The organism is Streptomyces sp. NPDC086549 (assembly GCF_044746205.1).
In the GTDB taxonomy this organism is placed as follows: Bacteria; Actinomycetota; Actinomycetes; order Streptomycetales; family Streptomycetaceae; genus Streptomyces.
In genome coordinates, this window is record NZ_JBIVBS010000001.1 from 993,336 (window position 1) to 1,007,007 (window position 13,672).

General features: G+C 69.3%; 12 protein-coding genes. 5 read left to right on the forward strand and 7 right to left on the reverse strand.

Annotated elements, in window-relative coordinates; genetic code table 11:
* The first annotated feature begins 56 nt into the window (after nt 1-56).
* Complete coding sequence (locus tag ACIPSA_RS04515) at nt 57-1,097, forward strand: hypothetical protein (protein WP_402628608.1); 1,041 nt, start codon at nt 57-59, stop codon at nt 1,095-1,097.
* A gap of 228 nt (nt 1,098-1,325) precedes the next feature.
* A complete protein-coding gene (locus ACIPSA_RS04520) occupies nt 1,326-1,850 on the forward strand; it encodes a GNAT family N-acetyltransferase (protein WP_402628609.1) in 525 nt (174 codons plus the stop codon).
* Here ACIPSA_RS04520 and ACIPSA_RS04525 read toward each other — a convergent pair.
* A complete protein-coding gene (locus ACIPSA_RS04525; RefSeq protein WP_402628611.1) occupies nt 1,814-2,236 on the reverse strand; it encodes an ATP-binding protein in 423 nt (140 codons plus the stop codon). The genes ACIPSA_RS04520 and ACIPSA_RS04525 overlap by 37 nt on opposite strands.
* Nucleotides 2,237-2,439: 203 nt before the next feature.
* Between ACIPSA_RS04525 and ACIPSA_RS04530 the strand changes: the two genes are divergently transcribed.
* On the forward strand, nt 2,440-3,321 hold the full coding sequence (locus ACIPSA_RS04530; RefSeq protein ID WP_402628612.1) for a helix-turn-helix domain-containing protein: 882 nt from the start codon (nt 2,440-2,442) through the stop codon (nt 3,319-3,321).
* Complete coding sequence (locus tag ACIPSA_RS04535) at nt 3,218-3,532, forward strand: DUF397 domain-containing protein (protein ID WP_402628614.1); 315 nt, start codon at nt 3,218-3,220, stop codon at nt 3,530-3,532. Before ACIPSA_RS04530 ends, ACIPSA_RS04535 begins: the two co-directional genes overlap by 104 nt.
* Here the strand turns inward: ACIPSA_RS04535 and ACIPSA_RS04540 are convergent.
* From ACIPSA_RS04540 to ACIPSA_RS04560, 5 genes are all read right to left on the reverse strand, one after another.
* Nucleotides 3,425-4,693, reverse strand: a complete 1,269-nt coding sequence (locus tag ACIPSA_RS04540; RefSeq protein WP_402629486.1) for a glycosyltransferase — start codon at nt 4,691-4,693, stop codon at nt 3,425-3,427. The two genes, ACIPSA_RS04535 and ACIPSA_RS04540, sit on opposite strands and share 108 nt — an antisense overlap.
* Nucleotides 4,694-4,853: 160 nt before the next feature.
* Nucleotides 4,854-5,324: a hypothetical protein gene (locus tag ACIPSA_RS04545; protein ID WP_402628616.1), complete on the reverse strand. Its 471-nt coding sequence runs from the start codon at nt 5,322-5,324 to the stop codon at nt 4,854-4,856.
* Between the two features lie 123 nt (nt 5,325-5,447).
* Nucleotides 5,448-6,587 (reverse strand): serine hydrolase domain-containing protein, encoded by a 1,140-nt coding sequence (locus tag ACIPSA_RS04550; RefSeq protein ID WP_402628617.1) that lies wholly within the window; start codon nt 6,585-6,587, stop codon nt 5,448-5,450.
* A 143-nt stretch (nt 6,588-6,730) separates the two neighbouring features.
* On the reverse strand, nt 6,731-8,479 hold the full coding sequence (locus tag ACIPSA_RS04555) for a TIGR03767 family metallophosphoesterase (RefSeq protein WP_402628619.1): 1,749 nt from the start codon (nt 8,477-8,479) through the stop codon (nt 6,731-6,733).
* 275 nt (nt 8,480-8,754) lie between these two features.
* A complete protein-coding gene (locus tag ACIPSA_RS04560) occupies nt 8,755-9,228 on the reverse strand; it encodes an NUDIX hydrolase (RefSeq protein WP_402629488.1) in 474 nt (157 codons plus the stop codon).
* 296 nt (nt 9,229-9,524) lie between these two features.
* Here ACIPSA_RS04560 and ACIPSA_RS04565 point away from each other — a divergent pair, with 296 nt between their 5' ends.
* Nucleotides 9,525-12,827 carry a S8 family serine peptidase gene (locus ACIPSA_RS04565; RefSeq protein ID WP_402628621.1) on the forward strand — a complete coding sequence of 1,101 codons (3,303 nt, stop codon included), beginning with the start codon at nt 9,525-9,527 and terminating at the stop codon, nt 12,825-12,827.
* Between the two features lie 62 nt (nt 12,828-12,889).
* Here the strand turns inward: ACIPSA_RS04565 and ACIPSA_RS04570 are convergent, their stop codons facing one another.
* Nucleotides 12,890-13,672 carry a hypothetical protein gene (locus ACIPSA_RS04570; RefSeq protein WP_402628623.1) on the reverse strand — a complete coding sequence of 261 codons (783 nt, stop codon included), beginning with the start codon at nt 13,670-13,672 and terminating at the stop codon, nt 12,890-12,892.

Here is a 13,672-nt window from a genome sequence, read left to right on the forward strand (position 1 = left end):
TCGACAGACGTGTAACAGAAGTTACAGGGGGGAGGGGGCATGGGAATCCCGGGGTCATGACCCACAACACCCCGCTCTCCCCCCGCCCCCTCCGCCACCTCGCCGAGGTGCACCGCCGTGTGCTGTCGACCGCCCAGCTCCGCGCCCACGGCATCTCGACGTCCGAACTGAACGAACAGTGCCGCCCCGGCGGCCCCTGGCAGCAGGTCCTCCCCGGCGTCGTCCTGCTCCACTCCGGCCCGCCCACGAACGAGGAGCGCCTGCACGCGGCCCTGCTGTACGCGGCACGCGAGTCGACGCCGGGGGTGCCGTCCCAGCCGCACGCCGGCGAACCGCACCGCGCGGTCTACGCCGAGGCGATGGTCACGGGCCTGGCCGCCCTGGCCCTGCACGGCTTCACCTCCACTCCCCCGCTCACCGCCCAGGACCGCATCGACGTACTGGTCCCGCGCCTGCGCCGGCTGCGCACGACGGGCTATGTCCGCGTCCTGCGCACCCCGTCCCTGCCCACGCCCCGCCAGGTGTCGGGCCTCCCGGTGGCCCCGGTGCCGCGCGCCCTGGCGGACGCGGTGGCGGAACTGACCGACGCGGGCGCCGTACGCCGGATGCTGTCCGAGGCGGTGCGCGGCGGCCACTGCGACCCGGCCTCGGTGGTACGGGAGTTGACCCGGGCGAAGCTGCTGAGCCGTTCGCACGTGGTGGACGCGGTGGACTCGCTCGTGGCCGAGGGCAGGGCGATCGCGGAGCAGCACCTGTACCGGATGGTGCGCGAGCACGGCCTCCCCGACCCCGTCTGGAACGTGGACCTGAGGCTCCCGGGCGGCCCCTCTCTCGGCGGCCTGGACGCGTACTGGCCCGAGCAGGCGGTCGCGGTGGAACTGGACACCCGCGCGCCGCGCCAGGAGGACGACGCCCTGTGGTCCGAGTACGCCCGCAAGCGCGAACACCTGGAGCGGCTGGGCATCACCGTCGTCCACATCACCCCCAAGAAGCTCAGGGAATCCATGGAGCAGCAGGCGGCGGTGGTACGCACGGCACTGATGGCGTCCGGCGACCGCGATCCGGCCGCGTACGTCGTGGTGCTGCCCCGGGGGTGACCGGCCGGGGGGAATCAGGAGGGGAGAGGAGGGGCCGTCGGGGTGCATCCCCGGGGCCCCTCCTCGTTGCGTGCGGTCTGCTCAGGTTGGCGGTCGCGGGAGGGATGATTGGACGGTTTGGGACATGCCGGAGCCATGCGACCTGGGCTTACGGGTTCTGGGCTGTCCGAAAACGTCCAATCACCCTTGGAGCGCGAAGTCACCCGTCAAACGATTAGTGTGACTGCAATGACCAAAGATCCCGTCATACTGCGCCCCGTCCGCGAGGACGACCTGTCGATGCTGGAACGGTTCCTGTTGGACCCGGAGGCCTCCAAGCCCTTTCAGTGGTTCGGCTGGTCGGACCCGGGACGCTTCAGGCGCCGCTGGGCGGAGAACGGCCTCCTGGGCGCCGACGGCGGCCAGTTGATGGTGGCGACCGACACCGACCCACTCGGCTTCGTGGCATGGCGGAAGGTCGTCACGGTCCCCTCCTCCTACTACTGGAACATCGGAATCCAGCTGGCGCCCAACGCCCGGGGCCGCGGAGTCGGCACCGAGGCCCAACTCCTGCTCGTCCGCTATCTGTTCGCCCACACACCCGTCGTGCGCATCGAGGCAGACACCGATTCGGAGAACATCGCCGAGCAGCGCGCTCTGGAGAAGGCCGGCTTCACCCGGGAGGGCGTGCACCGCAGCGTCGTCTTCCGCGACGGGCAGTGGCGCGACGGCGTGACCTACAGCGTGCTGCGCGACGAAGCCAGCCTCGCCTGAACGGTCTTCCCGACCTCCGCCCGCAGGAACCAGTCCAGTTCCTCGGCGAGTTGAGCGACGACAAGCAGACCACGCCCACCCTGCCCGTCGGCGCGCTCCTTGCCGACCTCCGGGAAGACCCGTACCGGATCCGACACCTCGACGACCAGCCCACCGCCCTCCAACTCGGCCAGCCGCAGCCATAGTTCGTGGCCGGGGAGCCTGCCGTACAGCACGGCGTTCGTGACCAACTCCGACGCGACGAGCACGGCGTCCTCGATGTCGCCCGCCCACTGCCACATCGTGAGGCGGCGACGGGTGTGGAGGCGGGCGAGGGCGACGCTGCGGTGGGTCATCGGGTAGCCCATGAACCAGTCGTGGGTGAGGAGGGCTGGGGGGTTGGACATGGGGGGTCCCTTCTGCATTGGGGCTGCCCACCCAAGGTGCCGGGGACCATCGTTCGACTTCAATCGAAACTCGCCTGATTAATCAGCGAGTAGAGAATTGGACTATGCCGAGTTCTGCACAGTCGGCTGCGCGGACGGTACACGCGATGTCACACTCTGCGCACAGCGACAAGCAACACGCACGGCAGCACAAAGGGGTGCACATGGCAGCCAAACGCGGACGCACGGCGCAACGGCTCGAACTCGGGTTACAGCTCCGTCAATTGCGCGAGAACTGCGGCCTGGGCGAGCGGGGCGGCGGCTTCACCCGCAAGCAGGCAGTCGTGGGGCTCCGCATCTCCGAGGCCTCGTTGCAGCGGATCGAGTCCGGATCCCTGAACTTCCGCAATGTCGGCGACCTGCGCAAGCTGCTGGAGAAGTACGGCGTCACCGACGAGGAGGTCGTCGAGTCGCTGATGAACCTCAACCGGGATTCCAACCAACAGGACTGGCTGACCCAGTACCGGGGACTCATGCCGGCGGGCCTGCCGGGCTTCGTTGGGCTCGAACCGGAGGCCCGCTCCATGAAGGCCTATCACCCGACGGTTGTCTACGGCCTGTTACAGACCGAGGCCTACGCACGCGCGACTCACGAGCTGCACAAGCCGATCGAGGAGTACACCTCGGAGTTCATCCGCAGCAGCGTGGAGCTGCGCATGAAGCGCCAGGAAGTACTCGCCCGGGAGAATCCGGTCAAGCTGCACGTCATCCTCGGCGAAGCCGCACTCCGATACCCGGTCGGAGGTGCCGAGGTGATGGGTGAGCAGTACGCGAACATCGAGGAGGTGTCTGGCTGGGATCACATCACCATCCAGGTGCTGCCGTTCCGCCGGAGCTACCGCTCGACCAATGACTTCGCCATCCTCGATTTCGGAAACGAACTACCCCCGCGCGTACAGACCGACAGTGCCTGGGGCTCGGTATCCACGTCGGACAAGCCCCGTGAAGTGGACCGCTTCCACCGCCGGTTCGACGCCATGGCAGCATCAGCACTGCCTCCTGAGGACACGCCCGACTTCCTACACCGACTACGACGAGAGCTGTAGGCCCATGCATCCGCGCCGCACCGCAAGCGAACTCGCCCCGAATGACGTCTGGATCAAATCCTCCTACAGCGACCCGGGCCAGAACTGTGTCGAAGCCGCCCCCCTAAACCCCGACATCGCCATCCGCGACTCCAAGAACCCGAACGGCCCCGCCCTCCTCCTGCCCGCCAAGGCTTGGCAGGAGTTCATCGCGCACCTCACCGACATGTGAGGCGTGCACGCGGTCGAGCAGCGCGGCGTACGCCGCGATCATCCGCGTACGACTGAACCGCTCACGGCTGCGGGCCAGGATCGGCGCGAAAGCGGCACGCCCGGCGATCGCGGTGGTCCAAGCCAGAGCGATGGCACCCGGGTCCGGAGGGGTGACGAAGCCGTGCCCGGCGACGATGGACGCGCTGTCGCCGACGTCCGTCGTCACCGGCACGGCGCCGCACATCATGCCCTCGATGAGGCAGAGCGGGGCCGCCTCCCCGGAGATCGAGGTGAGGGCGACGACGTCCGCACCGGCGTACACGGCCTCCATGTCCCGCCGTACCCCGAGCAGGTGCACGCGCTCGCGGAGCTCCTGCTCCTCGGCCCCGAAGGCGACGGCGATGTCCGCCCACAGGGCCGGGTTGTCGTCGGTCATCCCGGCGCCGCACATCACCACGTGCCCGCCGCCCTCGCGCGCCAGCCACTCCCGTGCGGCGCGCAGGAAGAGGGGGACGTTCTTCATCGTGGCGTACCGGGCGGCGAAGACGACCACGGGCGCGGAGGCCGCGATCCCGAGCGAGGCACGGAACGCGACCCGCACCGCGGCGTCCGGCCGGAACCGCAGCAGGTCCACCCCGTTGGGGATGACATGGAGCAGTTCGGCCGGAATGCCGGCGGCGTGGTACGCGTCGCGGGTGGACTCGGCGCAGCACACGCACGCGACGACCGTGCCGTCGGCGATGGCGGCCTTGAGCTCGTCCAGGGCCGGGCCCTGGTTCTCGGGGTCGGACCGGTGCAGCGAGACGACGACGGGCCGGCGCGGCAGCCCGGCCTGGTTCAGAAGGGCCAGCGGCTGTTCCTTCAGGGAGAGGATCACATCCGCCCCAGCCATGGTCCGAGCCGTTTCGGCCAGCTCGGGTCCGCTGAAAACCGACGCCGCGACGGAGCCGTCGACCAGCCCCGCGCTGCGCCCCAGGGACGTGACGCCGACGCCACCCGCCGTGAGCGAGCGGTAGCAGGTGTCGTCCTCCATCCGCTGCCGGGTGGCCTCACGGTGCACCTCGCCATGGATGCTCAGCACCCGATGACGCTGCTGGCCGCCCTCTACCAGCCCCAGCACCACATCACTGTGAACGATCCGGGCTCCACCCGAGAAGAAACCCTCGTAGACCGAGAGCACACGCAGTCCGTGCCTCGCGCGCACACGACCACCCGCCTTGCACAAAATCGAGCCATCCCCGTGAACAGCGGGTTAGCCGATATGAGGCGGTACAGACGTTTCGCACAGATGAACACGGCATCTCGTGTCGGAGTCCGGTCGATGACACCGTCCAGACTGCCTAGCCGAGCGGTGTCGGCTCGAACACGGCTGCGGCGCCGTGCCACTTCTTGTGCACCCAGAGTCGTTCCCCGGCCAGCTCGATCTTCGCCCACGTTCCGGACAGCGGGCCGATGACCGTATCCTGCGGGAGCCGCGCGATCACCCGCGTCGGCTTCACGCCGCCGAACCGCCTGTACTCCAGCACGACGACACCCCGATCGGTCACGAGCACCACGCGCCGACTGATCAGAGGGGCGGCAACCGCCGCACCGAGCACGCCACCCAGAGCGCCGAAGAGCGCCGCCCCTGCGACACCTGCCCCGGCCGCGTCGGCGAGGATTCGTGTCCCGATCAACCCGGGCAGGAAAAACACGACCTGCGCCCAGGGATTGATACCGCCCTGTGCCAGCATCACCCGGCGGATCCGCTCGTTGGGTTCCAGGAAACCCTGCGATCTCGCGAAAACTCTGTCTGCAAGCTTCGAAACCATGAATAACCATCCGGTAGATCGAGAATCCATTGGACCGACCGGATGGAAACATGATCGACTCGAACTCACAATCTCGGCAAAGTCAAAAATTGCCGACACCTTCATCTCGGGTCGGATGAGGGATCACGTGCCGCAGAACTCCCCTTCGATCACCGCGTCGCTGTCGCCCGCCCAGTCCCCGTTGAAGTTGAACGCCAGTGCGTGGCGGCCGTCCGCGGTCGTCACCGCCACCGACGACGAGCCGTGGATGCCGCCGTCGTGGCCCCAGACGTGGACGCCGCAGGAGAGTGCGCGGTCCATGAGGCCGAGGCCGTAGCCGAAGTTCGGGGCGCCTTCGATCTTGACCGTCGTCTTCATTTCCTTCAGCTGCTTCGGCGGGAGGAGCTCACCGCGCAGGAGCGCGCGGTCGAAGCGGGTCAGGTCGGCGGAGTCCGAGATCATCTCGCCCGCTGACGACGCCAGGGAGGGGTTCAGGTTCGTGACGTCGTACGTCGGGCCCGTCGTCGTCTCCGCCAGCTTGGAGTAGGCGCGGCTGCTGGGGTGCGGGACCGAGGCCTTCGTGCCGGGGAGGGATGTCGCCGTCAGGTGCAGCGGGGCGATGATGCGGCGGGTGATCTCCTGGGCGTACGAGTGGCCCGTCACGCTCTTGATGACCATGCCGGCCAGGACGTAGTTCGTGTTCGAGTAGTTCCAGGACGTGCCCGGTGCGAAGTCCGGCTTGTGGCGCATCGCGATCGCCACCAGATCGGTCGGCTTCAGCGTGTCGTAACGGTGCCGGAAGAAGCCGTCCTTCAGGAAGTACGTGCGGCCGAAGTCCTCGTCCGCCGTGTAGTTGAAGATGCCGCTGGTGTGGTTGAGGAGCTGGCGGATCGTGATCGCGCGGCCGTCGTGGCCGTGGCCGTGGACCACGCCGGGCAGCCACTTCTCCACCTTGTCGTCCAGGGACAGCCTTCCCTCCGCCTCCAGCTGGAGGAGGACCGTGGACACGAACGTCTTGGTGATGCTGCCCACCCGGTAGCGGTCCTCCGTGGAGCGCGGGGCGCCCGTACGGAGGTTGCCCACGCCGGCCGTGGTCCGCCAGGTGCCGTGGGCGTCCCTCGCCGTCGCCGTCACCCCGGGCACGCCGTCCTTCACCGCCGCCTCGATGGCCTGGCGGGTGGCGGAGTGGCCACCTCTGGCAGGGGTGGCCGCCAGGGCCGGTCCCGCCAGCGCGGCCGACAGAACCAGGGCCGTGGCGCCCACCAGTGTCGTACGTACGGACATGTCTTCCCCCAACAGTGCTCGACAGTGCTGTGGAGCTCGGTCGGGGGGAGGGACACGGGCGGTCGGGTGCGGGTTGCCTTCCGCCGGGACGGTTGGGTGGGTTCCAGCCCTTCTGCTTCAGCCCTCTGCTTCAGCCTTCTGCTTCAGGCCTTCTTCAGGACCAGTTCCGTGTTCCGGTCGTTCGCGTCGCCCGCGAGGGTCTTGTTGGCGCCGGGGGCGTTGAAGGAGAGCTCGCGGTAGAGGGCGGCCAGGCCCGTCTGGGAGAGGTCGGAGAAGTCGGTGCGGTGGGGGGCGGCGGACTCGATCAGGGTGGTGAAGACCGAGAGCGTGCCGTCCTTGTTGTCCACCAGCTCGATCACCCGGGCGAGCTGGGGGTAGTCGACGTGGGAGGCGGTGGAGATCTCCCAGAAGGAGCGGCCGCCGGAGGCCGCGTGCGGGGTGATGACGTTCTTGTGGATGTGGCCGTTCACCCAGGCCAGGACGTTGGAGTGGGAGGAGAGGAGCGAGACGACCTCGCTGCCGTTGTGGCGGCGCTCCCCCGGGCGGGCCGGGTCGGGGCGGGTGTTGGTCATCGTCTTGCTGGTGTGGTGGCTGAAGACGACGGCGTACGAGTCCTTGTTGTCCGTCAGCGTCTTGTCCAGCCACTTCAGCTGGGCCGTGCCGATGGAGCCCTCGTAGTGTCCGCCGGCGTCGGTGGTGTCGAGGCTGATGCCGATCACGTCGTCCGAGATGCGGAAGACGTAGTACTGCGTGCCCGCGGCCAGGTTGGCCGACGAGTAGCCGTGGCCGACGGGGCCTATGCCCTGGTAGGCCGGGTCCAGGTGCGCCTTGAGGTAGTCGGCGGGGGTGTAGGGGGCCCGCTTCTCGTCCGGGGTGACCGAGCGCATGGACCGGGCGTGGGCCTTGAGGAAGTCGCGGTACCCGACGCCCCTGGGGTCGGTGGCGTTCTTGATGGCGTCCTGGAGCTTCTTGGCCTCGGCGGCGGACACGCTCATCAGCTTCTTTCCGCTGATGGCCGCTTCGGCGAGGTAGGAGTCACCGTGGGAGCCGTAGCAGCCGAGCGGCAGGGCGTCGTGGTTGCCGACCGTGGAGTACCAGGGCAGGTTGAGGCCGGGGCTGCGGACCTCGCGGATCGCGGCGGCCAGATAGCCCTTTAGGTGCGGGAAGCCGAGCGCCTTGTCGCCGTCGCGGAGCGTGGAGTCGGGCTGCCAGTACAGCTTGAGGCCGCTGTTCTGGACGCCCTCGTAGTGTCGCGGGTCACCGGAGTTGGGGGTGAAGCGGCCACCGCTCATGATCTTCATGAACCACTCCAGTTCGGAGTGGGCGTTGTTGTCGGTGTTGTCGCCGGTGGTCATGACGAAGTGGAGCGGGGCGCCGGTGACGGGGGCTCCCCGCAGCGCGTTGACGCGCTCGACGAGCGAGACGGCGCCCTGCACGGTGAGCGCCTCCTGCGGACGCCAGGCGTGCGGGTCCGTGGAGCGCAGGAACTCCAGGCGCAGCGGGTGCTGGGCGTCCATCAGGTGCAGGTCGGTGAACTGCACGAAGGAGGCGAGGGCCGTACGGCGGCTCGCGCGGCCGGACTTGGGGGTGGCGAGGTCGCCGCGCACGACGCGCTTCCAGCCGGCGCCGTCGCCGAGGCGGCGGTAGCCGGAGCTGGTGCGGGGTGCGGCGACCGAGGCGAGGGTGGTGCCCTTGGTGTAGGGGGCGAGCGGGGCCGCCGGGGCCTTTCGGGAGTTGGCGACCGGCGTCTGGGACGTGTCGGCGGCCCCGCTGTCGGTGGGGCGCAGGGCGTAGCCGATGCCCGCGGAGACGGACACGGCTCCGGCGGCGGCGAGGACGGAGCGGCGGTTGACCCCCAGCGCGGAGGTGGCGACAGAGCGTATGCGCGACATGGCGCGGTCTCCCCGGGTGCGAACGCGTCGGCAGTGGTCGCGGGCGATCGCTGTCGCGAACATCCCGCTCGCTCTGGATGGTTGGCACCGGGAATGACCTGCGCGTGAACGAGACGGCAACGGGCAGCGCCGATCACCGTACGTCGATCTAGGCATACGAGGGCGGTCATGGAGTGGATTTCGGGTGGCCCGGGGGCGGTCACTCCAGGTTCATCTCACGGGGTAGGGGACGGGCTCCGGGACCGGCCTGCGAAGCCGCGGCCGGCCCCCGGGGATCACGCCGGTTCCGCCGGTTCCACCGGTTCCGCCGGTTCCACCGGTTCCGCCCGTCCCGTCGCCGGCCGCTCCCGCCACAGCCGTAGCGCGATGTCGACCAGGCGCACCCGGGTGAGGCCGGGCACCGCGGCCAGGTCCTGCCAGGCCGCCAGGTCGGTGGATCCGTTGATCTCGTTGCGGAGTTCGCCGCCGACGACCTCGCCCTCGTAGATGATCCGCAGGCCGTGGTGGTCGGTGGCGCGGCGCAGTCCCTCGCGCCGCAGCACATGGCGGGAGGAGTCCATGCCGAGGAGGCCGGTCACCTCGATGCGGTAGCCGGTCTCCTCGGTCACCTCCCGGCGGACGGTGTCGTAGGGATCCTCGCCGTGCTCCATGCCGCCGCCGGGCAGCACCCACTCGGGTGTGCCGTCGGGGGCCGGGGAGCGGGCGAGCAGGATCTGTCCGTCACGGACGCACACGGCGTAGGCCGCCACCCTCAACTTCTCGCGCACGGACTGACGTTATCCGCCGACTCGGGGTGATGGAGGTGTCACGTCATTACGCCCGCTCGAAGGAAAGTCAGCACAATATCCAGCAATTCGGGATCTATCACCACGAAACCCATAGCGGGTTTTCCCCATACATTCATATCGTTTCGGTCAACACTCCCCAAACAACTGCCCCTTGGGTAAAGCTGAGCGACCGTCCGGGACGTGTTCCGGACGTACCACGACCAGGTCCGACCGGGCCGGTCGTTCGACGCTCGTTCCTTTACCTACAAGGGATGCAGATGACCCTCACCCCCCAGCGCGATCCGAGACCGGGCTCCAGACGCCTGGCCCGCATAGCCGTGGCCGTCGGTGTCGTGGCCGCCCTCTCCGCGGCCGGGCCGATACCCATGGCCTTCTCCGCCGACGCCCCGTCCGCCACCGCCGACCCGGGCGTCAAGTCGGCGCAGAGCAAGCTCGGTTCGGACGACGCCGGCCTGCTCGCCGACGCCAAGGCGGCCGGCGACAAGAACGTCACGATGATGATCGCGACCGCGCCGGGCCAGACCGAGCAGGTCGCCGAGGAACTGGACGCGGTCAAGGGCGGCTCGGTGGGCCGTACGTACGACAAGCTCGGCTACGTCCGCGCCACCGTCCCCACCGGCAAGGCGGACTCGGCCATCGCCGCCGCCGAGAAGCTGTCCTCCGTGCACGCGATCGACCTGCGGCAGGAGATCCAGCTCGACGATCCGACGCCGAGCGCGGACACCGCGACCAAGTCGCCGTCGAAGGCGGCCACTTACAGCGGCCCGGACAAGAGCACCCCCGCCGAGAACCCGTACAACCCGTCCTTCGAGACGGGTGCCGTCGACTTCGTCAAGGAGCACCCGAAGGCGGACGGCCGCGGCATCACCATCGGCATCCTCGACTCGGGCGTCGACCTCGGCCACCCGGCGCTGCAGAAGACCACCACCGGCGAGCGGAAGATCGTCGACTGGGTGACCTCGACCGACCCGATCGCCGACAGCGACGCGACCTGGCGTCCGATGGTCACCGCGGTCTCCGGCCCCAGCTTCACCTACGGCGGTCAGACCTGGACGGCGCCCACGGGCTCGTACGAGATCAGCACCTTCAAGGAGTCCGCGACCACCGGCGGCGACGAGAAGGGCGACCTCAACAGGGACGGCGACACCACCGACAGCTGGGGCGTCCTGTACGACCCGGTGGCCGGCACGGTCACGCTCGACCTGAACAACAACCACGACTTCTCCGACGACACGCCGATGAAGCCGTACAAGGACGGCTTCCAGATCGGCTACTTCGGCACCGACGACCCGTCCACGGACGTCGTCGAGCGCGTGCCGTTCGTCGTGCAGATCCGCAAGGACGTGCCGATGGACCCGTACGGCGGGTCCTGGGTCGGCAAGAAGGCCGACTTCGTCAACATCGGTGTCATCGAGTCCGAGCACGGCACCCACGTCGCGGGCATCACCGCCGCCAACGGCCTGTTCGGCGGGAAGATGAACGGCGCGGCCCCGGGCGCGAAGATCGTGTCGTCCCGTGCCTGCACCTGGACCGGCGGCTGCACCAACGTCGCGCTCACCGAGGGCATGATCGACCTCGTCACCAACCGCGGCGTCGACATCGTCAACATGTCGATCGGCGGCCTCCCGGCGCTCAACGACGGCAACAACGCGCGCGCCGAGCTCTACACGCGGCTCATCGACACCTACGGCGTCCAGCTGGTCATCTCCGCGGGCAACTCCGGCCCCGGCGCCAACACCATCGGCGACCCCGGCCTGGCCGACAAGGTCATCTCGGTCGGCGCGGGCATCTCCAGGGAGACCTGGGCCGCCAACTACGGCTCCGCCGTGGAGAAGAAGTACGCGCTGCTGCCCTTCTCCTCCCGCGGCCCGCGCGAGGACGGCGGCTTCACGCCGACCCTGGTCGCCCCCGGCGCCGCGATCAACACCACCCAGACCTGGCTGCCGGGCTCCCCGGTCGCCGAGGCGGGCTACTCGCTGCCGGCCGGCTACTCGATGCTCCAGGGCACCTCGATGGCGTCCCCGCAGGCGGCGGGCGCGAGCGCACTGCTGCTGAGCGCCGCCAAGCGGAAGGGGATCGACCTCACCCCGGCCGAGCTGCGTACGGCCCTGACCTCGACCGCCGATCACATCAAGGGTGTGCAGGCGTACGAGGAGGGTGCGGGCCGGATCAACATCGTCGACGCCTGGGACTCGATCCGCGACGACGCGACCGCCCACGATTACACCGTGAAGGCGCCGGTCGACACCGCGCTCGACCAGGCGCTCAAGACCCCGGGCTACGGCACGGGCCTGTACGACCGCGAGGGCGGCCTGAAGGCCGGCCAGAAGAAGACGTACGACGTCACGATCACCCGGACCTCCGGACCGGACAAGGCGGTTCGCCACGAGCTGTACTTCGAGAACAACGCCGCCGACACCTTCCGGATCGTCGGCGACGACGAGGTGCGGCTGCCGCTGAACCAGCCGGTGACCGTCAAGGTCCAGGCGGCCCCGAGGTCCGCGGGCATCAAGAGCGCGATCCTGGAGGTCGACGACCCGAGGACCGAGGGGATCGACAAGCAGATCCTGACGACGGTCGTGGTCTCCACCCCCGTCGAGCACACCTACTCCGCGTCGGGTTCGGTGCAGCGCAACAGCTCGCAGTCGTACTTCCTGAACGTCCCGCAGGGCGCCAAGTCCCTTGAGGTCGCGATCGGCGGGCTGAAGGACAAGAGCCAGACGCGGTTCATCGCGATCCACCCGTACGGCACTCCGGTCGACAACACCAGCACGCCGTACTGCTACAACAACTACCTCGACGGCAACGGCTGCAAGCCCGACGTCCGTTCGTACGCCGACCCGCAGGCCGGCGTCTGGGAGGTCGAGGTCGAGTCGCGCCGTACGTCGCCGCTGCTCGACAACCCGTACAAGCTGGACGTCACCGTTCTCGGCGCGGTCTTCTCCCCGGAGACCGTGACCGTGCCCGAGGCCAAGGTCGGCACCCCGGCCACCGCCTCCTGGCAGGTGACCAACAAGTACGCGGCCCTCGACGGCAAGCTCGTCGGCGGTCCGCTCGGCTCCTCGAAGACGACCCGGCCGTCGATCAAGCAGGGCGAGACGCAGACCACCACGGTGACCGTGCCCGAGGGCGCCAAGTCGCTCGACGTCGCCATCGGCAACGTCTCCGACACCTCGGCCGACCTCGACCTGACGGTGTACGACGCCAGTGGCAAGCAGGTCGCGCAGTCCGCGGACGGCGACTCCGAGGAGGCGGTCTCCATCGCCTCGCCGGCCGCCGGTGCGTACACCATCCAGGTCGTCGGCTACTCGGTCCCGGCGGGCTCCACCGACTACGACTACCGGGACGTGTTCTTCTCCTCCGCGCTCGGCAACGTCACCGTCGACGACTCGACGCCGGTGAAGCTCGGCACGGGTGACTCGGCCACGGTGAGCGGCCAGGTCACGGCCGCCGCGGTGGCTCCCGAGGGGCGCGAGTTCTTCGGGCGGGTCCAGTTGGTGAACGCGCGCGGCACGGTCGCGGGCGTGGGCAGCGTGAAGATCGAGAAGGTCACTCCGTAACGGAGCGCGTGCGGTAGCGGGGCGGGCGTCCTGGTGGGCGCCCGCCCTTCCGTGTGCGCGGGTCATCCGCAGACGGGAGTACCGGTCTCGGTTCGCGCGCCCGGGTCGGGGGCGAGGGCGGCCCGCTGGTCGGCGATCTCCTGCTTGCCGGTCACCCACAGGTCCGGGAGTGCGGACCGGTCCGGGAAGCCGACCAGCACGTGTTCGCCCTCGCGGGGGCCGGGATCGATCGACTCGTCGGTGAGGAAGGTGAGTTCCTCCTTGCCCTTCGCCGGCTTGTAGTAGTGGGTCACGCGCAGGGTGACCCGTCGCTGTTCGGTGCCCGGGACCCGCTCGACCGCGGTCACGTCGCCCTCGACCACGAGCCGGGCGCAGGCCACGTACATCGATCCGTAGGCCGACTTTCCGTCGGCGCCCTTGGCCGCGCTGTCGCTCGCCCCGCCCGCCATGCTGCTCCCTGTCTGGGTCACCAGCCAGGCCATCCCGGACAGCACGGCCGCCACGGCGACCACGGCCAGGGCCCCGAAGGCGAGGTTCCGGACACGGTGCCGCCGGGTGCGCACGGGTCGTACCGCTCTCACCGGAGCCGGCTTCTGTGCCGCCGCGGGCTCGGCCAGCGCCTCCGCGATGATCCCCAGTTGCTCCCGCAGCAGCGCCACATCGGCCGCCGCCGCCCGGTGTTCGGCCATGAACTCGGCGTCGGCGCGGGCCTCGTCCGGCAGCGGCCGGTCCATCAGGACGGCCATCAGCGCGTCCATGCCGTCGTCACCGTCGTCGTGGCCGTCGTCGTATGCGTTGTCGTATGCGTTGTCGTATGCGTTGTATCCGTCGTGTTCGGCGGTCAC